We start from the raw sequence: 18929 nt of genomic DNA, 5'->3' as shown, positions 1-18929 counted from the left end.
TTCTGCACGCTTCGGTACAGTGCCTCCCTCTTCGCCTCCGATGTGAGAAAACCGGACTTATGATGAGCACCGACACAGATCTTTCAAGACGGACTTTCCTTTCCCTTCTGGGCCTTTCTTCCGCGTCGCTGTTGGCGGGTTGTGCATCTTCCGGTGTCGGCCCCTATGACAGCACGCAACCGCTCGGCTTTGCCGGTGGCGTTGCTAACGATTTCCGACAGATGTTCTCGTCCGGGATTTCGGACGCTGAACTGGCGGTCATGTATGGCACGGTTGAGGATGGCGGTTTCGTTATCCCGGCAGTGCCGTACCAGAAAATCGATCGCCGTTATTATCGCCAGCGGGTCGTCGATCCGACGGGCGAGCGTCCCGGCACGGTTGTCGTCGATACGCGGTCGCGCTTCCTTTACGTTGTTGAGCCCGGCGGTTCTGCCATGCGCTACGGCGTCGGCATCGGCCGCGAAGGCTTTGCCTGGTCGGGCGAGGGTGTCATCCAGTGGCGTCAGAAGTGGCCAAAGTGGACTCCGCCGGATGAAATGGTGGCGCGTCAGCCGGAGCTGGTCAAATACTCCTCCAAGAATGGCGGTATGGCGCCTGGCCTGAAGAACCCGCTGGGTGCACGCGCGCTCTACATCTTCCAGAATGGCAAGGATACGCTCTACCGTCTGCACGGGTCGCCGGAGTGGAATTCCATCGGCAAGGCCGTATCGTCTGGCTGTGTTCGCCTGATGAACCAGGACATCATCGATCTTTATGACCGCGTCCCGAACAAGGCACGTGTGGTTGTCTGGCAGTAAGCTGACCTCCTTACCCTATCTACCACCCTCATGCTGAGGCGTGAGGGTGGTGCAGGCGCATCCGTGAAGCACGCTACCGATCTTTGTTTCGCCAATCCTTCAACGGCGAAAACGTATTCTGGGACACGGGTGAAAGGGTCGGCGTTAAACGTGTCGCACAAAACCGCCGCACACTTTGCCCGACATGTTTTGAGGTGCAAGGAGCAAATCTGAAAGATTGCGCAGCACACTACGCTCGCGCCAAATTGTCCTTCAACGAATTCAGCCGATCCCGAATTTGGCCGAGCTCTTCAAGGCTGCATCCTGTCGCCTCGCCAATCGAGCGCATGACATTCACCGCCTTTTTCTTCATGTCGGCGCCTTCCTGCGTCAGGCTGATGACGACCTGGCGCTCATCCTGCTTGCCGCGCTTGCGCGTAATGAGGCCTGCTTGTTCCAACCGCTTCAGGAGAGGGGAGAGTGTGCCTGAATCGAGACCGAGCATCTCGCCAAGTGCCTTCACTGTGGCGTTGTCTTCCTCCCACAGCGCCATCATCACCAGATATTGCGGGTATGTGAGGCCAAGCGGCTCCAGCAGGGGCTTGTAGGCCCGCGTAAACGCATGGGCTGCGCCGTAAAGCGCGAAACATATCTGCACGTCCAGCCTTAGAAGGCCTTCCATTGTCCCGTCGTCCATTCGTGTGAGCTCCAAAATGCGCTGTTGAAGCGCTCTCTTGCTGCTCGGACAGCCTTCATCGGAAAGAGTTTCACCAGAATAGAAGCATCCTTGGCGTCCATCTCTGAGAGACCGACTGCCGATGTTTCTCCATTCTGCGAAATTCCGTTCCGGCGAAGCAATTCCGCGCGGCAGGGAAGCGCTCTAGGGAACATTTTATCCCGTCACTCGGTTCCTGCTGCATGCGAAGGCCGAGCAATCTTATTAACCTTATCGCAGACCAGAGAAATTTTTTCAATGCGCAAAATTATATTGCGCGCAATTCAATAACGCGCTATAAGATACCCAACGCAAACCAAGGGAGTACATGACATGCCAATTCTTTACACAACCAAGGCGACGGCAACCGGTGGCGGACGTGAAGGCAATTCCAAGACCGAAGACGGTGTTTTGGACGTAACCTTGACTGTTCCAAAGGAACTCGGTGGTAACGGTGCCCACGGCACGAACCCTGAGCAGCTTTTCGCAACCGGTTACTCTGCCTGCTTCCTCGGCGCGTTGCGCGTTGTAGCCGGCAAGGAAAAGGTGAAGATTCCTGATGACACGACCGTGACGGCAAGCGTCGGTGTCGGCCCGCGCGAAGATGGCGGCGGCTTTGGCATCGACGTATCGCTCAAGGTCAATATCCCAGGCCTCGACAAGGCCACAGCAGAAGACCTCGTGAAGAAGGCGCACATCGTTTGCCCGTATTCGCACGCACTTCGCACCTCCACGGAAGTGCCAGTCTCGGTCGAATAATCTTTTTGGACTGTCACCGTTAATGCGGTGACGTCGACTCGGACGGCCGGTTGACCCCCAACCGGCCGTTCTTGCTTTCTGAAAGAAGTGCGGTATATTCTTTCTCAAGAAAGGGTATGCGATGAATATTCAGCTCAGGTCTGCGCCGTCCTCGCAAGAAGGAACGGTCATCACAAAAGCTGTTCTTGCTGCATCGGAGCGACTCGGCCTGAATGCAGCTCGCCTTTCAGATATACTTGGTATTTCAGCCCCAACCATATCGAGAATGAAGAAGCAGGATTTATGTCTCGAGCCTGGCAGCAAGCCGTTCGAACTTGCCGTACTTCTGATCCGTGTCTTCCGCTCGCTCGACGCCATTGTCGGCGGAGATGATGCCGTGTCCCGCGCCTGGCTTCAAAACCACAATGATGCGCTCGCGGGCGTGCCTGCTGAAAAGCTCACCTCGATTACCGGATTGCTCGATGTCCTCTCTTACCTGGACGCCAGACGCGCTCCGCTCTGAAAGCTTTCCATCGTCCGGACGCTGGTGGCGCCTTGTCGAGGCGCAGCACCGTGTATCGACCATGAAGCTCGTCGATACCGTCGATGAGCAGTCCCTGCTCGAGGATATTCTGGAAAGCAGCAAACGACGGTTTCCGCCGGAATGCGAGGGCCTCGATTATCTGCTGGCCACGCCCTTCCGATATGATTCCGCGTATCCCTACGGCTCGCGCTTTCGTCGAGCAGGCTTTACCAAGGGCGTTTTTTACGCTGCCAAGAGGATAGAGACAGCGCTGGCCGAAATGGCCTTCTACCGCTTACTGTTCTATGCCGAGTCTCCTGCAACGCCGATGCCCGTCAATCCGGCGGAATACACTGCCTTTGCCACCGACATTCACACCGATGCGGCAATCGATTTGACGAAGCCTGCGCTATCTCGCGATGCGGCTTCCTGGACCGACCTGACGAACTACGGGCCGTGTCAGAACTTGGCCGATACAGCGCGTGAGGCGAGCATTCAGGCGATCCTTTATCGTTCGGTACGAGACCCAGGAAGGGGCAATAACATCGCGCTGCTGACGCCTCTCGGTTTCAAGTCGAAGCGTCCGGTCGCGCGCACCAGTTGGCGCATCCGTCTGTCGAAAATAGGAATACAGGCGCTCTGCGAGCAGCCTGTGCAGCGCATCGGATTTTCCCTGAAGGATTTTTCCGCCGATCCGCGGATTGCCAGGCTATTAAAGGCCTGACTCTGCAAAGATCGGGGTCGCTTTGGTCATCAGGACTTCACCCGTCCCACTCCCCCTAGGGGTGGCGTAGATGAACTCATCGCCCCATATGCCATTGAAGCGGTCGTTCTGAATGAGATGGGCTTCCTTGCGCATCTTCAATCGTTCGACAATGCCGATGGAGCCTTGATTCTTCGCATCGAGCCTCGCGACAATCCTATGATAGCCGAGCCCCAAAAGGGGCGACATCAAATGGCGTCGCGCAATAGTGTGCGGCGGCTTTGCGATCACGACACGCAACAGAAGAAGGAGCTAAAGCGTGGGAAGCGAATCTGAAGGTTCGCGACACGCTTCAGCGCCGCAGGCTTCCTAAGATGCCGCGAACGAGCGCCCGGCCCACCGAAGTCGCGACAGAACGAGCCGCGCTCTTCATTGCCGCCTCGATCACCGTCTCACGCTGGTAGCCGCTGGAGCGTCTGCCGCCGCCGGTGGTGGAAGCCTGCTTCGGTTCCTCGTCACCGAAGCCCGGCAGTTTCCAGCGGCCCGCGGCGCTGTCCGGCTGCTGGCTTGCCTGTTCGTCTGCCGCGCGCTTGGCAGCTTCCGCTTCCGCCGCCTTACGCGCGCGTTCGCCAAGAATTTCGAAAGCGGATTCGCGGTCGATATCTTGGTCGTAAAGCCCCGCCACCGGGCTGGACGCCATGATGCTGCGGCGCTCATCCTCCGTTACCGGACCGACGCGGCCTGATGGCGGACGTACCAGCGTGCGCTCAACGATGGAGGGTGCGCCTTTGTCCTGTAGTGTAGAGACCAGCGCTTCGCCAGTGCCGAGCGTGGTGATGGCTTCTGCCGTATTGAAGGCCGGGTTCTGGCGGAACGTATCGGCGGCTGTCTTCACCGCCTTCTGCTCGCGCGGCGTATAGGCGCGGAGCGCGTGCTGGACGCGGTTACCAAGCTGCGCCAGAACTGTTTCCGGCACATCGAGCGGGTTCTGGGTGACGAAATAGACGCCAACGCCCTTGGATCGGATAAGGCGAACCACCTGTTCGACCCGTTCGATCAGCACGCGCGGCGCATCGTTGAAGAGAAGATGCGCCTCATCGAAGAAGAAAACGAGCTTCGGCTTGGCCGGATCGCCCACTTCCGGCAGCTCTTCGAAGAGTTCGGAAAGCATCCACAGCAGGAAGGTGCCGTAGAGGCGCGGGTTCATCATCAACTTGTCGGCGGCGAGAACCGAGATCACGCCGCGCCCGTCGCTGGTGGTGCGCATGATATCGGCGATCTTCAGCGCCGGTTCGCCGAAGAAGTGCTGCGCGCCTTGCTGCTCCAGAACCAGCAGACCACGTTGCAGGGAACCGACGGAAGATTTTGAAATCAAGCCGAACTGACTGGAGAGTTCGCTTGCATGCTCGCCCATATAATTCAGTAGCGACTGCAAATCCTTCAGGTCCAGAAGCGGCAGGCCGCCCTGATCGGCGATCTTGAAGGCGATATTGAGCACGCCTTCCTGCGCTTCCGAGGCATCCATTAGGCGTGCGAGAAGGAGAGGGCCCATCTCGGCGATCGTCGCGCGCACGCGATGACCCTTTTCACCATAGAGATCCCAGAAGATCACCGGAAACTGCTCGAAGGAGAGGTCGGAAAAGCCGATCTGCTCGGCGCGCTTCGTCACCCAGTCCTTGGCTTCACCAGGCTTGGCAATGCCGGAAAGGTCGCCCTTGATGTCGGCACAGAAAACCGGGACACCCGCCTTAGCGAAACCTTCCGCGAGCACCTGCAGGGAAACGGTCTTGCCGGTGCCGGTGGCGCCCGTGATCAGCCCGTGGCGATTGCCGAAACGAAGATCGAGATATTCGCCCTTGTTGAGGCTGTCGTCCGGGTTGCGGCTCGTGCCGATATAAAGCTTTCCGTCCTGCAACATATGGCGATCCTTCCCAAGCTGTCCGGGCAACGGTGCCCCGTTTTTTAAATTCCGCACTATACTTATAGGAACTGTTTTGGCCCTCAACAACTGTTTGATAAGGTTGAGAACAGCGGATCGAAAAACCTTTGTATCGCAGCTCCGCACGGTCTTGAGTCTGGGGTTCAATTGTTTTACGTTGACGTGAACGTAATTTCGCATTCAGGAGGAAGTTTATGAGCGAAATCGTAACCCAGGTTGCAGACAGAGTGGGCATTGCGCCGGACAAGGCGGAAAAGGCTCTCGGCATGATGCTGGGTTTCCTCCAGCGCGAAGCCGATGACGCAGCGGTTGCCAAGATGATCGAATCGATCCCCGGCGCGCCGGATCTCGTTGCGCGCTTCAACGGCGAAGGTCAGGGCGGCGGTGGCTTGCTCGGTGGCCTGATGAGCGCGATCGGCGGCGGTGGCATCATGGGTCTCGGCCAGCAACTGATGAGCCAGGGCCTCGGCATGGGCGAAATCTCGGCGCTCGCCAAGACCACCATATCGATTGCACGCCAGCATGCCGGCGACGAGGTCGTGGACAAGGTGATCGCGTCCGTACCGGGCCTCAGCCAGTTCGCCTGACCGGCCAGACAATTTGAAGTGCTCCCATGGGAAGCGCTTCCATTACTTCAGGCGCGGGACTGCTCTTCAAAGGCTTTCCGCGCTTTCTCTATTTCCGCATGATGAGTCTCGGCCCAAATCCACACGCCGCAAAAGGCGCTACCCAGCGTCTTGCCGAGATGTGTCAGACTGTAATCCACATGCGGCGGGATGACGGGGTGCACGGTGCGTTTCACCAACCCATCGCATTCCATCTGCCGAAGCGTCTTCGTCAACATCTTCTGGCTGATATCGCCGACGACCTTGCCGATCTGGGTGAAGCGCATCGTCCCATGCTCTTCCAGAGCCTCAAGGATCAACATCGTCCACTTGTCCGCCACCCTGGCGATAATATCCTGCACCAGCGCCTCGATAGCGGGATCGGTCTCATTCGGCGGTGGATATAGGCGTTTTTCCTCTATGGCTGGATCTGCCAGATGCCTTTTCATTCCGACACTCTCTTTCGGGTAAGTATAAATCTTTTGGGTGCCTACTTTCGACTAGAGAGCATGCTAGCTATTTTGAACTTATCCAACAAGCGAGGATAACCAGATGAAGATGACAGGAAACACAATACTCATCACCGGTGGTGGTTCCGGTATCGGCCGCGCACTTGCCGAAGCCTTTCATGCACTTGGCAACAAGGTCATCATTTCCGGTCGCCGTCAGTCCGCGCTGGACGACGTGACCGGTGCCAATCCCGGCATGGTATCGGCCGTGCTCGATGCGACGAAGGCGGAGAACATTCGGACCTTTGCCGAAACTCTGACGCGCGACCATCCGGATCTCAATGTCGTCATCAACAATGCCGGCATCATGAAGAACGAGGACATCACCGCAGCACCGGATTATCTGGAGATCGCGGAGGAAACGATTGCAACCAATCTGCTCGCTCCGATCCGATTGACCGCGGCTTTGATCCCGCATTTTCTGAAAAAGGAGAATGCAGCGGTCCTGACCGTCTCATCAGGGCTTGCTTTCGTACCTATGGTGGTAACACCCACTTATAGCGCCACCAAGTCCGCTATCCACGCCTATTCAATGGCGCTGCGCGAGCAGTTGAAGGACACCTCTGTCGAGGTGATCGAGATTGCGCCGCCCTATGTGCAGACCACGCTTCAGGGTGAGAAGCAGGCGAAAGACGAGCGCGCCATGCCGCTCGACGCCTTTATCTCGGAAGTCATGGAGATACTGACCAATAAACCCCAAGATAAGGAAGTCATCGTCGAGCGCTGCAAGCCGCTACGATTTGCAGCGGAGAACGGCAATTTCGATCATGTCTTCGGCATGGTGAACAGCCTGCATTCCTGAAGCGGTGGAGGTCGTTCGGAGCGTCGCGATGATCATCCGTGAGTTCCGAACAAACTTTCGATGACAGGGCGATGGAGGTGCCGTACGATTTGCTTCGGCGTCTCTAACCTGTGTCTGTATATCACGGCGGCAGGACGCGCAGCCGTGTTGTGGATCATTCTCGATCGCCGCTACGCAAGGTCTGAATGCGCCATTCGCGCTGCACTATGGACCTCTCTTCGGGGAGGCACTGACTGATAAAAAGCGGCTCTCGCTGAGTTTTGTCTGAAATAGACAATTCTTCCCTGATCATTGATAATACAAGGCAAGCCCGCTAGTTCTGGACCTGTGCCAGTTTTCTATCGCGCGAAAGACTTTTGATGACGAGCCAAGCAAAAACTCAGTCAGAGTGGAGTCCGGAAGAGCTCCGGCGTGCCATCAAATCAGCGGGAGTAGCACTTTGGACGTGGCGTGTTGATGACGACACATTCGTCATGGACGCAAAAGCTTACGAGCTTTGGGACATCGAGGTCGAAACGGAGCTGACTTTCGAGCATCTCTCAGCGAAGGTTCATCCAAGTGATCGGGATCGAGTAAGAGCAGCCTTCGTTGCCACCCAAGCCATCAACGGGCCGTTCGAAATCGATTTTCGCATTCTCACCAACGCATCCGACGTCCGGTGGATATCCGCCCGAGGTCAAGGCAATGAGGGGGATCACGCTGTCAAGAAGATGACCGGCATCTTTCTTGACGTGACCGGGCGAAAACAGGCAGAAGAGGGGCATGAGCTCCTTGCCGGCGAAATGAGCCATCGCGTCAAGAACCTTCTGGCGTTGGCGTCGGGCTTGACGAACATCACCTCACGCACGACCGAAACTAAAGAGGAAATGGCAAAGCAACTCACCCAGCGCCTGGCCGCGCTGGGACGCGCCCATGAGTTGGTGCGCCCGCTCCCTGACGGGCAGGGAAGTGCTGCCTTGTTAGGCGACCTCTTCACCGTTCTGCTTGCTCCATATGATGATGTCGGCGCTTTCGCCGGGCGCATCCGCGTCGCGGTGCCTCGAATGGGCTTGGGCGACAACGCAGCCACAAGTCTGGCGCTCGTCATCCACGAGCTAGCGACCAACTCATTGAAATACGGTGCGCTTTCAAACGACACGGCGTTGCTCGACATTACCGGAAGTTTGGAAGACGACGAGGTCAAGATCATCTGGAGTGAGCGCGGTCCTGACCACGTTGAAGCACCAAAGTCACCTGAAGGCTACGGAAGCAAGCTCCTTCACCGGACAATCTCTGGGCAGCTCGGCGGATCAATCGACTATGAATGGGTTGAGGGTGGCGTCGTGGTGAGACTTCGTCTGAAGAAAAGCCACCTTTCGACCTGATCATGCCGTGGCCCCCGCCCGACTAGAGGCGGGAACCACAATGGGGTTGGAACTCAGTTATCCCACTCGGGCGCTAGATGGCCAGGATTGACGATACGTCCATCCTGCTTGGCCAGCGCAAAGATCGCCTTCATCTCCTCGTCCGAAAGCTCGAAATCAAAGATATCGAAGTTTTCGGCAAGACGGCTTTCGGTCGCGGTCTTGGAGAGCGCGATCACGTCTGGCTGTTGGACGGCCCAGCGAAGCGCAACCTGCGCTGCGGTCTTGCCGTGTTTCGTGCCGATGTCTCGGAGCACCTCATCTTTCGGCACCTTGCCATCTGCCATCAGATAGTAGGCGGTAATCGAAATGCCATGCTTGCGGGCGGCCTCGATCACCTTCGTCTGGTTAAGATAGGGATGGTACTCGATCTGGTTGTTGGCGATTGGCGCATCGGAAAGCCGGATCGATTCATCCATCAGCGCGACACTGAAATTGGAGATCCCGATATTGCGCACCTTGCCGACCTTATGCAGTTCGTTCAACGCGCCGATCCGTTCGGCGAGCGGTACATCGCTCTTTGGCCAGTGCAAAAGAAGCAGATCGACGTAGTCTGTCTTAAGCTTCGTCAGGCTCTCATCCACCGAGCGGATGAAGTCGTCGTGCTTGTACTGATCCACCCACACCTTGGTGGTGAGGAAGATGTCGCCGCGCGCAATGCCGGACCTGGACATCGCTTCGCCCACGGCTGCCTCGTTCTTGTAAACCTGCGCCGTGTCCACATGCCGGAAGCCGAGCTTAAGAGCCTGCGGCAAGATGCGATGCACATCTTCTTCTGGCATGCGGAAGGTGCCGAACCCGAGAGCGGGGATGTTTGCGCCATTGGCGTTGACTGTCTGCATTGTATGTCTCCATTTGCGGAAGGTAGCCCCGCTTAAGCTTGGCAGGGCAGGAAGGTCATCACCCTAAGTCTTGAGGGTCGGGTTTGGTTCAAACGGGTTGTGCAAGATCTGCGCGTCGACGGTCGAGGCTGCTACTGATGAGTGTCAGCACAAGCGCGCCTAGTACCAGCAGAGCACCCACCCATGGCGTTGCACCAAGGCCGAGCGGCGAGGCGACGACCAGGCCGCCGATCCAGGCGCCCACCGCAATACCGAGATTGAAGGCGGCGATGTTGAGTGCCGACGCCACATCGACGGCATTCGGGCGAAAGCGCTTGGCAAGTTGCACAACGTAAAGCTGGAGACCCGGCACGTTGGCAAAGGACAGAAAGCCGAGTGCAACGAGCGTGACGAGAGCTGCAGGCGCCGATGGCGCGGTGAAGGTGAAGAGCGCCAGAACAAGCGCCTGAAGCCCGAAGAGCCAGCCCAATGCCTTCACTGGATCACGGTCCGCGATTCGTCCCCCGGCAAGGTTGCCAGCCGCAATCGCCAGGCCGTAGAGCACCAGCACGAGACTGACAGTGCTTTGGGCAAAGCCTGTCAGATCCTGCAGGATTGAGGCAAGAAAGGTGAAGGTGACGAAGGTGCCGCCATAACCGAGTGCCGTCATGGCAAAGGCCAGTAACAACCGGCCCGAGCCAAGCACGCGCACCTGTTCCATCAGACCCGCCGCCGGTGCTTTTTGAAGCGTCGAGGGCAGCAGTGCGGCGATGCCGATGAAGGCGATGACGCCGAGTGCTGCGACCGCAAAGAAGGTCGCGCGCCAACCGAAGATCTGGCCGATCAGCGTGCCGAGCGGCACACCGGTGACGATCGCCACCGTCAGTCCCATGAACATCACTGCAATGGCGGAAGCTCTCCGATCCTCGGTCACCAGCCCCGCCGCGATCGTGGCGCCAACCGAGAAGAAGACCCCATGGGCAAAGGCGGAGATGACCCGCGCTACCAGCAGCATCTCGTAACTTGGGCTGAGTGCCGCAGCGCCATTGCCGAGAATGAAGAGGCCCATCAGACCGAGCAGCAGCGGCTTGCGCTCGATGCGACCGGTCAGTGCCGTGAGAATGGGCGCGCCGAAGGTGACGCCAAGCGCGTAGACCGAGACGATCAGCCCGGCGAGTGGCAGTGTGATGTGAAGATCATTGGCGACGGTGGGCAAGAGTCCCACAATAACGAATTCCGTAGTCCCGATCGCGTAGGCCGCAATCGTCAGAGCAAAAAGAGCAAGGGGCATGGCTGTGCCTTTCCGGCCGATCAGTGCGGCCGTCCCGAAGGTGTTGATGTTTCGGAGACGAATATCGGCGTCAAACACTTGTTTGATAATATAGATTAATCGATAATCATCTTGGAATTGAAGTCACAGTTGAGAGCATGGATAATCGCGCTGGTGAAATGGAGGTTTTCGTGCTGGCTGCGGAGCTGAAGAGCTTTTCCGCCGCTGGAAGACGGCTGAAACTTTCGCCTTCCGCCGTCAGCAAGCTCGTTTCGCGCGTCGAGGAGAGGTTGGGCACCCGGCTGTTGGTGCGCTCGACGCGAACGCTGGAACTGACGCCTGAAGGCGACATCTATCTGCGTCGCGCAAGGCGCATTCTCAAAGAAATCGATGAGACAGAAGAACTCGTCGCAGGCGGCAGGGAGGAGGCAAGAGGCCTGCTTCGTGTAAACTCCTCGGTCGGTTTCGGCGAGCGGTGTATCCTGCCGCTGGTGGGTGAGTTCGCAGAACGCCATCCCAAGGTGCGGCTCGATCTGACGCTGACGGACGGCGTGATCGATCTCATCGGGGAGCGGACTGATATCGCCATCCGTGTGGGACCGATGCGCGACTCCTCATTGATGGCCAGGCGCTTGTTTTCCAGCAGACGCGTCATCGTCGCCTCACCTGACTATCTGAAGAAGCATGGAACGCCCCAGACGCCGGACGATCTCGATGAGCACAATTGCATCGGCTTCAACTTCCGTCGAAGCCTTGACGAATGGCCGTTTCGAGATCCTCAAACCGATAGCGTCTTTATCAAGGCCATCACCGGCAACATCCAGGTGTCGAGCGGATCGATCAAACGGCAGTTGTGCTTGCTAGGCGTCGGTATTGGCAGGATTGGCGAATTCCATGTACGCCCCGACATAGAGGCGGGCCACCTTGTGCCTGTTCTGGAGAATTACAATGGCGGCGACACGGAGCTTGTCCATGCCGTCTATGCAGGACACGAGCATCTGGCCGCCCGTATCCGCGCTTTCATCGATTTCCTCGTCGAAAGGATCGAACCGAGTTGACTAGCTCGATAGGCGAGGAGATGAGACCACCCGCTTGAACAGTGCCGACATGGCATCGCTGATACCCTGCGTTGGGCTGACTTCGAAGAACAATCCTTGAGACGCGCAATCCTGCATCCGTGTGGAGATTTCTGACTGGAACGGGCGGATCCAGTCATTGTACCAGCCGTTCGTTGGAAGCGGCAGATAAGTCGTATAAAGCACGGCGATACGGTAGCCTTGGCTCTTCAGAGCTGTGCACAGCCGAGTATCGATTGGCTCCTGACAACGGCCGTTCGTTGTTCTTTTGGTACAGGTTGTCGGTTTGTAGCTGTCGCCAACACCATCTGACACGAAGAAGAGCACCTTCTCCGGAGTGACAGAACTGTTACCGGTACCCTGCAGTCCCATTTTCGAGGCAATCTGCGTCAATGCGCGGTCGATATTCGTCTGCTGGTCGTTGTCGTACCCTTGGTAAGGAATCGACATGAGGTCAATCTTGCTCGACTTGCTTTTCGCTTCTGGGAGGCTCGACGTAAGGGGAACCACTTCGAGCAGTTTTGTATCCTCGGCTTTTTCACCGAAGGTATAGACAGCCATTCTGAACTGATTAGGAACCGTCTGCGTATCCGCCGCGGTGTCCATGAGCGAGGCCGTTGCTTTCCCCACCACGTTGATGCGTGTCGTCACTTTCAGTCTTTTTGCAAGCTCGTAATAGCTATCTTTGCCGCTCTGAATATCATGACACGCGAAGGCACATTGATCGCGTGTGTTCGCGACCATCGTAGCGACATCCTGAGGCGTTGCACCCACACCCATGGAGGGCGTGTTATCCAGCAACAGATAGAAGTTCATGTACTTTTCTGTCTGATATCGACCCGTTGATTTCACGCTGACGGTGAACAAGTCCTTACCCAGAATCGCTGAGAGCGAGGTATGGACAGTGGCTCTATATTCCACAGAAGATTCAACGACATTGCCTGTCTTCTTGACGAGCAGACTTGTTGTCTCGATGTCGAAGTCTTCTTTCTTGTCGTCGGGCTTTTTGACGAAATCCATTCCGGAGCGGCCGGTCACGGTGATCGGACCATCACCACTCATCTTGCGCGCCTCGATCACGTAGGCTGAGTTTTTGGCGACTGCGGCCAGTGCGGTTGCGTCTGCCGTCTGCTGCAAATCTTCCTTGACAGCAAGCGCCTTGCTGAAGTCCAGGGCTAGTCCTGCTGCTCCAAACAGCGGCACAGCCAGGAGTGCAGTGAGCATGGCAAAATTGCCGCTTTTGTCTCGCCAAAAATTAAGCATAAGTGCCTCTGAAAAATCTTATGAAGCCTGTATAGCTTGCTGATATTGAGAATAAGTGGCTCAAAATGAATAATAACAGGTGACTTTGATCGCTCAGATTTTACCTAACCGGCATAAATAGATGATTAAAACTTGTAGGGGCGATTTACCGCCCGGGGAAAAGCATGTCACGCTCTCAGCGCTTGCTTGATTTGCTGCAATTGTTGCGCACCTACCGCCGCCCAGTGGGTGGCGCGGAATTGGCTGCGGCGACGGGAGTCAGTCTGCGCACGCTCTATCGAGATATCGCCACCCTTCAGGCGCAAGGTGCCAATATCGAAGGAGAAGCCGGCGTTGGCTATGTGCTACGGCCAGGTTATCTTCTGCCGCCCCTGATGTTTTCCGAAGCGGAAATCGAGGCTTTGGTTCTTGGCTCGCGCTGGGTGGCGGGAAGGGCGGATGGCGCCTTGGCTGATGCCGCGCGCGCCGGACTTTCGAAGATCGCCGCCGTGTTGCCCAAAACGCTGGCGGAGGAACTGGACAATTCCACGCTTCTTGTCGGCCCCGGAAAGGTGATCGATATGCCGAACATCGATCTCGGCAACATTCGCAGCGCCATCCGCGGCCAGGCAAAAATTGAGATCGACTATGCCGACGAGCAAGGGCGCAACAGCTGCAGGATCGTCTGGCCATTCGCACTGGCGTTTTTCGATCAGGTTCGCGTGCTGCTGGCATGGTGCGAGTTGAGGCAGGATTATCGCAGCTTCCGCGCCGATCGCATCGCGGCCTTTAGACCTCTTGAGGCGCGCTATCCCAAGCGACGAGAGGTGCTGCTTAAAGGCTGGCGACAGATGATGAAGGCGCGCCAGGAGACTGCTGACAGAAACTGACACTCGCCCGCACTATGGTCTTCCTATCAACAAAGGAGACCATCATGAAGCACCCGAACTTTATCATTCTCTTCGTCAACGACCCGCGCCACAGCGCTGCTTTCTATGGTGATTTGCTCAGCGCTGAGCCCGTCGAACTCTCCGATACCTTCGCGCTCTTCAATCTGCATAGCGGGATGCGACTTGGCCTCTGGTCCCGCCAAACAGTCGAGCCGCAACTTGCTTCCGACGGCAACGCTGCAGAGATCGCCTTTATCGTGGAGACGGACAGCGAGGTCGATACATGCCATCGTGCATGGTCCGACAAGGGCCTGCCGATCTTGCAAGAACCGACCGTCATGGACTTCGGGCGCACGTTCCTCGCCGCAGATCCAGATGGCTACCGGCTACGTGTCTATGCCTTTCACGGTTGAGGTCTAGCTACGCGGGTCAGGCAGGCATCAGGCTATGCCTGTCTGTTCAGAACTAGCCGCGGACGGCGACAATGAACAATCGTGGGAAGCGCAGCAGGCGCCGTCCATCCGCAAGCCGCGGATAGGCGGCGTCGATGCGCTGTCTGTAATCTTCTAGAAAGGCCTCCTGGTGCTCAGCGCCGGCAACTGCCAGATAAGGACGAAGACCAGTTCCCTTCACCCACTCCACAATGGCTCCGGCATCGGCCATGGGATGATTGTAGATGCTGTGCCAGACATCGACGCGCAGCGCCTTTGGTGACAATCGATTGATATAGTCGGTGGGCGCGGGCAGCGGCTTTCGGCGCAGTTGGAGCCCTTCAAACTTTTGGCTCCAGGGTCCGGAGCGGCCGGTTTCATCCATTAATAGATGACCCGGCTCGTTGAGGTTGTCCGGCATCTGGATTGCAAGGACGCCGCCCGGCGTCAAATGATCCATCAGCCTCTCGAGAAGGTCGATATGGTTCGGCAACCACTGGAACACCGCATTGGCGTAAAGAAGATCGGCTGGCTCATCCGGTAGCCAGGATGAAAGATCGGCTTGGACGAATTCGGTCATCGGCAGCCTTACCACGGCTTCTTCCAGCATGTTCTCGTCGCTATCGACGCCGGTAATGACGTTGACGCCATAACGCTCCGTCAGAAGCTCGGTGGAGTTGCCGGGCCCGCAGCCAAGATCGTACCCGGTCATCACTTTCTCCAGCGGAATTTGCGCCAGAAGGTCACGAGCCGGACGGGTCCGCTCGTCTTCGAATTTCAGATATTGCTGTGCCGACCATGCCATTCGAGGCCTCCGTGCGCTCACGTTTCACTGAAGATGCCACAGCAGTCTTATGGCTGCCAGATCACCTTAATCGGTGCATCAACGCGTGGGCCACGCTCTTGGCTGCACGCAATAAATGCGCGTTCCACGCCAAGAATCGGGCAACAATCCTTCCTTTTGATCGTCGCGGGGAATTTCATCTTGACCTCATGGCCGCGCGGGCATTCATTCCGACGCATTCAAGAAGGAGAATGCCATGTCCGTCGATACCGCACCCCGTTCCACAACCTGGACCTATGTCGATGGTCAATGGCTTCCCGGCAATCCTCCTTTGATCGGCCCGACATCCCACGCCATGTGGTTGGCTTCCACGGTGTTCGATGGCGCTCGCTGGTTCGATGGTCTGGCGCCCGATCTCGATCTGCATTGCCAGCGGGTCAATCGCTCTGCCGTCAACATGGGCATGAAGCCGACGATGACGCCGGAAGAGATCGAGCAATTGGCGCTGGAGGGCGTGAAGAAGTTCGACGGCAATATGGCGATCTACATCAAGCCGATGTACTGGGCCGAGCATGGCATGCGCGGCTCGGTCGTCGCGCCCGATGCCGACTCTACCCGTTTTGCCCTTTGCCTGTTCGAAGCGCCGATGGATGCCGGCGTGCCGCTGACGCTGACCGTTTCGCCGCTGCGCCGTCCGTCGCCGGAAACGGCCATGACCGATGCCAAGGCGGGTAGTCTCTACCCCAATAGCGGTCGCGCAATCATTGAAGCTCGCTCGCGCGGCTTCGACAATGCGTTGATGCGCGACATGAACGGCAATGTCGCGGAGTCCGCATCCTCCAACGTCTTCATGGTCAAGGACGGCATAGTCTATACACCGATGCCGAATCGTACCTTCCTCGCTGGCATCACTCGCTCTCGCGTGATGATGCTGTTGCGCCAGGCTGGTTTCGACGTGCGTGAGGCGACGCTGTCCGTCGAAGACTTCCGCAACGCCGATGAAATCTTCTGCTCGGGCAACTATTCGAAGGTGTCGCCGGTCATCAAGCTCGACGACCGCGAACTCCAGGCAGGCCCGGTCGCCCGAAAGGCGCTCGATCTCTACATGGACTGGGCAAAATCGACGGCGTCAGCTGAGTAAAATATGACATTGGAACGCCTTGCGGACGACTAGTGTGATCCGCGTCCCAAGGTTTTCTGGTCGCTCTTGATCTGCACCAACTCCCGACGCGCAACCTCGACCACGGCTTCCGTTAGCGATCTGAGTCGATCGGCAGCCAGCCGGTTGACCTGCCAGAACAGCGGGATGTCGAGCGGCGTTGCGGCAACGAGCTCCATCAATCGCCCGTCTGCTAGATGATCCCGCACGAGAAGCGCCGGGTTCATGCCCCAGCCCATGCCGAGCAGCGCTGCATCCACGAAGCTCTGGGTGGATGGGAGCCAGTGTGTCGGGTGGACGATCGATGCGCCGAAGACCTGATTGATCCATTGCTGCTGCAGCCGGTCTTTCTGGTTGAAGGTGAGGGCAGGCGCTTGCGAAAGTCTCGCCTCCGTCACACCGTCAACGAAGTAGTTGTCGATGAACTCCGGGCTTGCCGTCGCATGGTAGCGAAGAAAGCCGAGCGGCGTGACGCGGCAGCCCTGGATCGGCTTCTCCAGGCTCGTGACTGCCGCGAGCACTCGTCCGCGCTGCAGCCACTCCGCCGTATGATCCTGATCATCCACTGCAACGTTCAGGAGAAAGCCCGACTGGTGCGTAAAAGCGGACACCGCCTGCAGGAACCAGGTGCCAAGACTGTCAGCATTGGTTGCGATGTGCAGCGTCACGCGGCTGCTGGCCTCATTGGATGAGAGAAGAGCCGGGAGCTGGCTGAAAAGCTCCGACTCCAGCATCCCGACATGTTCCATGTGGCGGCAGACCCAAGCGCCTTTTTCCGTAGTCGTACAGGGGCTTCCACGTAGGATCAGAACAGCGCCAAGCCGCTCCTCTAGTTGCTTGATCCGTTGGGAGATGGCCGATGGCGTGACGTTGAGCGCGACCGCTGCCTTTTCAAAACTGCCGGTCTGCACAACCATTGCCACCGCACGAAGCGCCCCGTAATCCATTGAGTTAGCCCTGCTTAATCGAGGTAAGCATCTTTAACTGGATTAAGCCGACGCCGCCACCTATTCGATGCCGAAGACTAGGGGCATCGCATGGATTTTTCGGTATATTTCACTGGCTTCACCATGGGGCTGACTTTGATCATGGCCATCGGCGCGCAGAATGCCTTCGTTCTGCGGCAGGGCCTTCGCGGTGAGCATGTCTTGGCCGTCTGTCTCGCCTGCGCGCTGTCCGACGCAGTCTTGATCACCATTGGCGTGACAGCCTTCCGCCAGATCGCCGCCGTCATGCCAGCAGTCGAGCCGGCCATGCGTTACGCAGGTGCCGCGTTTCTGCTGTGGTATGGCGCCAAGAGCCTGCTATCGGCTCTTCGGTCCTCAGAGGCTTTGGCCGCGGCATCCGGAACGGTCACGCCCTTTGCGCCGACGCTTCTGACCTGTCTGGCGCTGACATGGTTGAACCCGCACGTCTATCTCGACACGGTGGTGCTCATCGGCACGATCTCGACGCAGTTTCCCGGCAAGGAAGCAATCTTTGGTGCCGGCGCCGCGACAGCCTCATGCGTGTTCTTCTTCTCGCTCGGCTACGGTGCGCGCTGGTTGCGCCCGGTCTTTGCCAATCCAGCGGCGTGGCGCATCTTGGAAGGTGTCATTGCGCTCGTCATGTGGCTGATTGCGCTGACGCTTTTGACTGGTGGTTGAGGACTGAGACAAGGGCGCGGAGCGGCGCCGTCATGTGCTTGTCGCGCCTTAGCGCCAGTACGAGATCGCGTTCCAGCTTCGGCATAAGCGAGCGCGTCTGCAACTCGCCCGAAGCAGAGCCAACAACAGCCATGGCAGGCACGATGGCAACACCAAGACCAGCCGCCACCAATGTCTTCAGCGCCTCGACGCTTCCAAGTTCCATGATCGGTTGAATGCGTTTGCCTTCAGCTTTCAACCATCCGTCCACGAGCTTTCGCGTGTTGCCACCCTGATAGAGCAGCAGGGACTGAGCGCAGAGATAGTCGACGTCGATGTCTTCTGGTAGGTCCACAGCATCTGTTGGGGCAATTGCCACCAATTCGTCGCGATAAACCTTGCGAAGATCAAGGCTTCGACCGGTGACCGGCAGCGTCACGATCGCAGCGTCAATCTCGTTGTCTTCGAGACGGCGTACGATATCCGGTGTGTTGCCCGTTTCCACGCGGATCTCGATGCCGGGCATGAGCTGACGGATTTCTCTTAGTATTTTCGGCAGGAAATAGATGAGGGCTGTCGCGCCGGTGCCGATGCGCAAGCGTCCGCTCTGGCCACTTCGATGAGGCGCAACGGTTTCGATCGCCTGGGACACCTCGTCAGCGATCCGCCGTGCATGAACCAGAAGATCGCGCCCCGCCGCCGTCGGCTGTGCCCGTCGGCCCACCCGCTCGATCAACCGCACGCCGAGCTGCTTTTCGAGCAACTGAATGTGGAGGCTGATGGCAGGCTGTGTCAGCCCGGCCTTTTCCGCCGCCGCAGAGAAACTGCCGAGATCGGCAACATCGATGAAGCTTTTCAACTGCCGAAGGTCGAAATCCATATCAAAGAAATCCTTATGTCATGCATAAGATCTATAAT

Annotated in this window: 21 protein-coding genes and 1 pseudogene; 12 read left to right on the top strand and 10 right to left on the bottom strand. The window is 57.7% G+C overall.

Going from position 1 to position 18929, the window contains the following annotated elements; all coding sequences use genetic code 11:
* The first annotated feature begins 59 nt into the window (after positions 1-59).
* Positions 60-797, top strand: a complete 738-nt coding sequence (locus WKI41_RS18815) for a L,D-transpeptidase (RefSeq protein WP_425341069.1) — start codon at positions 60-62, stop codon at positions 795-797.
* Between the two features lie 229 nt (positions 798-1026).
* Here WKI41_RS18815 and WKI41_RS18810 read toward each other — a convergent pair whose 3' ends face one another.
* Positions 1027-1473, bottom strand: coding sequence for a MarR family winged helix-turn-helix transcriptional regulator (locus WKI41_RS18810; protein ID WP_340194991.1), 447 nt, complete (start codon positions 1471-1473; stop codon positions 1027-1029).
* 351 nt (positions 1474-1824) lie between these two features.
* On the opposite strand from WKI41_RS18810, the gene WKI41_RS18805 reads away from it, so the two are divergent.
* From WKI41_RS18805 to WKI41_RS18795, 3 genes are all read left to right on the top strand, one after another.
* A complete protein-coding gene (locus WKI41_RS18805; protein ID WP_296017204.1) occupies positions 1825-2250 on the top strand; it encodes an organic hydroperoxide resistance protein in 426 nt (141 codons plus the stop codon).
* A gap of 121 nt (positions 2251-2371) precedes the next feature.
* On the top strand, positions 2372-2752 hold the full coding sequence (locus WKI41_RS18800; protein WP_340194990.1) for an MbcA/ParS/Xre antitoxin family protein: 381 nt from the start codon (positions 2372-2374) through the stop codon (positions 2750-2752).
* Positions 2712-3476 carry an RES family NAD+ phosphorylase gene (locus WKI41_RS18795; RefSeq protein WP_340194989.1) on the top strand — a complete coding sequence of 255 codons (765 nt, stop codon included), beginning with the start codon at positions 2712-2714 and terminating at the stop codon, positions 3474-3476. Before WKI41_RS18800 ends, WKI41_RS18795 begins: the two co-directional genes overlap by 41 nt.
* Here the strand turns inward: WKI41_RS18795 and WKI41_RS18790 are convergent.
* Together WKI41_RS18790 and WKI41_RS18785 are read right to left on the bottom strand one after the other, a co-directional pair.
* Positions 3465-3686, bottom strand: a pseudogene (locus WKI41_RS18790) (GNAT family N-acetyltransferase); the annotation flags it as partial. The gene WKI41_RS18795 and the pseudogene WKI41_RS18790 overlap by 12 nt on opposite strands.
* A 121-nt stretch (positions 3687-3807) precedes the next feature.
* Positions 3808-5373 carry a helicase HerA-like C-terminal domain-containing protein gene (locus WKI41_RS18785; RefSeq protein ID WP_340194988.1) on the bottom strand — a complete coding sequence of 522 codons (1566 nt, stop codon included), beginning with the start codon at positions 5371-5373 and terminating at the stop codon, positions 3808-3810.
* Between the two features lie 215 nt (positions 5374-5588).
* Between WKI41_RS18785 and WKI41_RS18780 the strand changes: the two genes are divergently transcribed.
* On the top strand, positions 5589-5981 hold the full coding sequence (locus WKI41_RS18780) for a DUF937 domain-containing protein (RefSeq protein ID WP_062438236.1): 393 nt from the start codon (positions 5589-5591) through the stop codon (positions 5979-5981).
* A 47-nt stretch (positions 5982-6028) separates the two neighbouring features.
* Here the strand turns inward: WKI41_RS18780 and WKI41_RS18775 are convergent, their stop codons facing one another.
* Complete coding sequence (locus WKI41_RS18775) at positions 6029-6448, bottom strand: winged helix-turn-helix transcriptional regulator (RefSeq protein ID WP_340194987.1); 420 nt, start codon at positions 6446-6448, stop codon at positions 6029-6031.
* A gap of 103 nt (positions 6449-6551) precedes the next feature.
* Here WKI41_RS18775 and WKI41_RS18770 point away from each other — a divergent pair, with 103 nt between their 5' ends.
* Together WKI41_RS18770 and WKI41_RS18765 are read left to right on the top strand one after the other, a co-directional pair.
* The gene (locus tag WKI41_RS18770) at positions 6552-7310 is read left to right on the top strand and encodes an SDR family oxidoreductase (RefSeq protein ID WP_340194986.1); all 759 of its coding nucleotides are present in this window, start codon (positions 6552-6554) and stop codon (positions 7308-7310) included.
* Between the two features lie 359 nt (positions 7311-7669).
* On the top strand, positions 7670-8674 hold the full coding sequence (locus WKI41_RS18765; RefSeq protein WP_340194985.1) for a sensor histidine kinase: 1005 nt from the start codon (positions 7670-7672) through the stop codon (positions 8672-8674).
* Positions 8675-8727: 53 nt separating this feature from the next.
* On the opposite strand, the gene WKI41_RS18760 is transcribed toward WKI41_RS18765, so the two are convergent.
* Positions 8728-9555, bottom strand: coding sequence for an aldo/keto reductase (locus tag WKI41_RS18760; protein ID WP_340194984.1), 828 nt, complete (start codon positions 9553-9555; stop codon positions 8728-8730).
* An 88-nt stretch (positions 9556-9643) separates the two neighbouring features.
* Complete coding sequence (locus tag WKI41_RS18755) at positions 9644-10825, bottom strand: MFS transporter (protein WP_340194983.1); 1182 nt, start codon at positions 10823-10825, stop codon at positions 9644-9646.
* Between the two features lie 137 nt (positions 10826-10962).
* Between WKI41_RS18755 and WKI41_RS18750 the strand changes: the two genes are divergently transcribed.
* Positions 10963-11862 (top strand): LysR family transcriptional regulator, encoded by a 900-nt coding sequence (locus WKI41_RS18750; protein ID WP_340194982.1) that lies wholly within the window; start codon positions 10963-10965, stop codon positions 11860-11862.
* Here the strand turns inward: WKI41_RS18750 and WKI41_RS18745 are convergent, their stop codons facing one another.
* Positions 11863-13143, bottom strand: a complete 1281-nt coding sequence (locus WKI41_RS18745) for a TadE/TadG family type IV pilus assembly protein (protein WP_340194981.1) — start codon at positions 13141-13143, stop codon at positions 11863-11865. It lies immediately after the preceding gene.
* A gap of 164 nt (positions 13144-13307) precedes the next feature.
* Between WKI41_RS18745 and WKI41_RS18740 the strand changes: the two genes are divergently transcribed.
* Together WKI41_RS18740 and WKI41_RS18735 are read left to right on the top strand one after the other, a co-directional pair.
* Complete coding sequence (locus WKI41_RS18740; protein WP_340194980.1) at positions 13308-14012, top strand: helix-turn-helix transcriptional regulator; 705 nt, start codon at positions 13308-13310, stop codon at positions 14010-14012.
* A gap of 44 nt (positions 14013-14056) precedes the next feature.
* A complete protein-coding gene (locus WKI41_RS18735) occupies positions 14057-14425 on the top strand; it encodes a VOC family protein (protein WP_340194979.1) in 369 nt (122 codons plus the stop codon).
* A gap of 52 nt (positions 14426-14477) precedes the next feature.
* Here WKI41_RS18735 and tam read toward each other — a convergent pair whose 3' ends face one another.
* A complete protein-coding gene (tam, locus tag WKI41_RS18730; RefSeq protein WP_340194978.1) occupies positions 14478-15248 on the bottom strand; it encodes a trans-aconitate 2-methyltransferase in 771 nt (256 codons plus the stop codon).
* A gap of 235 nt (positions 15249-15483) precedes the next feature.
* On the opposite strand from tam, the gene WKI41_RS18725 reads away from it, so the two are divergent.
* A complete protein-coding gene (locus tag WKI41_RS18725; RefSeq protein WP_340194977.1) occupies positions 15484-16368 on the top strand; it encodes a branched-chain amino acid aminotransferase in 885 nt (294 codons plus the stop codon).
* Between the two features lie 29 nt (positions 16369-16397).
* Here WKI41_RS18725 and WKI41_RS18720 read toward each other — a convergent pair whose 3' ends face one another.
* The gene (locus tag WKI41_RS18720) at positions 16398-17333 is read right to left on the bottom strand and encodes an ArgP/LysG family DNA-binding transcriptional regulator (RefSeq protein ID WP_340194976.1); all 936 of its coding nucleotides are present in this window, start codon (positions 17331-17333) and stop codon (positions 16398-16400) included.
* A gap of 90 nt (positions 17334-17423) precedes the next feature.
* On the opposite strand from WKI41_RS18720, the gene WKI41_RS18715 reads away from it, so the two are divergent.
* Positions 17424-18032 carry a LysE/ArgO family amino acid transporter gene (locus WKI41_RS18715; protein ID WP_340194975.1) on the top strand — a complete coding sequence of 203 codons (609 nt, stop codon included), beginning with the start codon at positions 17424-17426 and terminating at the stop codon, positions 18030-18032.
* On the opposite strand, the gene WKI41_RS18710 is transcribed toward WKI41_RS18715, so the two are convergent.
* Complete coding sequence (locus WKI41_RS18710; protein ID WP_340194974.1) at positions 17992-18891, bottom strand: LysR family transcriptional regulator; 900 nt, start codon at positions 18889-18891, stop codon at positions 17992-17994. The two genes, WKI41_RS18715 and WKI41_RS18710, sit on opposite strands and share 41 nt — an antisense overlap.
* Between the last annotated feature and the right edge of the window lie 38 nt (positions 18892-18929).

This window comes from Agrobacterium larrymoorei (assembly GCF_037722385.1).
Classification (GTDB): Bacteria; Pseudomonadota; Alphaproteobacteria; order Rhizobiales; family Rhizobiaceae; genus Agrobacterium; species Agrobacterium larrymoorei_C.
Note: the sequence above shows the minus strand (reverse complement) of the source record. Positions and strands in the feature narration are given on the sequence as shown.

What these genes read in the sequence shown, in the direction of transcription:
- WKI41_RS18795 (WP_340194989.1), top strand. Translation starts at nt 2,712, where the DNA reads ATGTCCTCTCTTACCTGGACGCCAGACGCGCTCCGCTCTGAAAGCTTT.
- WKI41_RS18745 (WP_340194981.1), bottom strand. Translation starts at nt 13,143, where the DNA reads ATGCTTAATTTTTGGCGAGACAAAAGCGGCAATTTTGCCATGCTCACT.
- WKI41_RS18755 (WP_340194983.1), bottom strand. Translation starts at nt 10,825, where the DNA reads ATGCCCCTTGCTCTTTTTGCTCTGACGATTGCGGCCTACGCGATCGGG.
- WKI41_RS18810 (WP_340194991.1), bottom strand. Translation starts at nt 1,473, where the DNA reads ATGGACGACGGGACAATGGAAGGCCTTCTAAGGCTGGACGTGCAGATA.
- WKI41_RS18760 (WP_340194984.1), bottom strand. Translation starts at nt 9,555, where the DNA reads ATGCAGACAGTCAACGCCAATGGCGCAAACATCCCCGCTCTCGGGTTC.
- WKI41_RS18770 (WP_340194986.1), top strand. Translation starts at nt 6,552, where the DNA reads ATGAAGATGACAGGAAACACAATACTCATCACCGGTGGTGGTTCCGGT.
- WKI41_RS18725 (WP_340194977.1), top strand. Translation starts at nt 15,484, where the DNA reads ATGTCCGTCGATACCGCACCCCGTTCCACAACCTGGACCTATGTCGAT.
- WKI41_RS18785 (WP_340194988.1), bottom strand. Translation starts at nt 5,373, where the DNA reads ATGTTGCAGGACGGAAAGCTTTATATCGGCACGAGCCGCAACCCGGAC.
- WKI41_RS18780 (WP_062438236.1), top strand. Translation starts at nt 5,589, where the DNA reads ATGAGCGAAATCGTAACCCAGGTTGCAGACAGAGTGGGCATTGCGCCG.
- WKI41_RS18800 (WP_340194990.1), top strand. Translation starts at nt 2,372, where the DNA reads ATGAATATTCAGCTCAGGTCTGCGCCGTCCTCGCAAGAAGGAACGGTC.
- WKI41_RS18740 (WP_340194980.1), top strand. Translation starts at nt 13,308, where the DNA reads ATGTCACGCTCTCAGCGCTTGCTTGATTTGCTGCAATTGTTGCGCACC.
- WKI41_RS18750 (WP_340194982.1), top strand. Translation starts at nt 10,963, where the DNA reads ATGGATAATCGCGCTGGTGAAATGGAGGTTTTCGTGCTGGCTGCGGAG.
- WKI41_RS18720 (WP_340194976.1), bottom strand. Translation starts at nt 17,333, where the DNA reads ATGGATTACGGGGCGCTTCGTGCGGTGGCAATGGTTGTGCAGACCGGC.
- WKI41_RS18815 (WP_425341069.1), top strand. Translation starts at nt 60, where the DNA reads ATGATGAGCACCGACACAGATCTTTCAAGACGGACTTTCCTTTCCCTT.
- WKI41_RS18775 (WP_340194987.1), bottom strand. Translation starts at nt 6,448, where the DNA reads ATGAAAAGGCATCTGGCAGATCCAGCCATAGAGGAAAAACGCCTATAT.
- tam (WP_340194978.1), bottom strand. Translation starts at nt 15,248, where the DNA reads ATGGCATGGTCGGCACAGCAATATCTGAAATTCGAAGACGAGCGGACC.
- WKI41_RS18805 (WP_296017204.1), top strand. Translation starts at nt 1,825, where the DNA reads ATGCCAATTCTTTACACAACCAAGGCGACGGCAACCGGTGGCGGACGT.
- WKI41_RS18765 (WP_340194985.1), top strand. Translation starts at nt 7,670, where the DNA reads ATGACGAGCCAAGCAAAAACTCAGTCAGAGTGGAGTCCGGAAGAGCTC.
- WKI41_RS18735 (WP_340194979.1), top strand. Translation starts at nt 14,057, where the DNA reads ATGAAGCACCCGAACTTTATCATTCTCTTCGTCAACGACCCGCGCCAC.
- WKI41_RS18710 (WP_340194974.1), bottom strand. Translation starts at nt 18,891, where the DNA reads ATGGATTTCGACCTTCGGCAGTTGAAAAGCTTCATCGATGTTGCCGAT.
- WKI41_RS18715 (WP_340194975.1), top strand. Translation starts at nt 17,424, where the DNA reads ATGGATTTTTCGGTATATTTCACTGGCTTCACCATGGGGCTGACTTTG.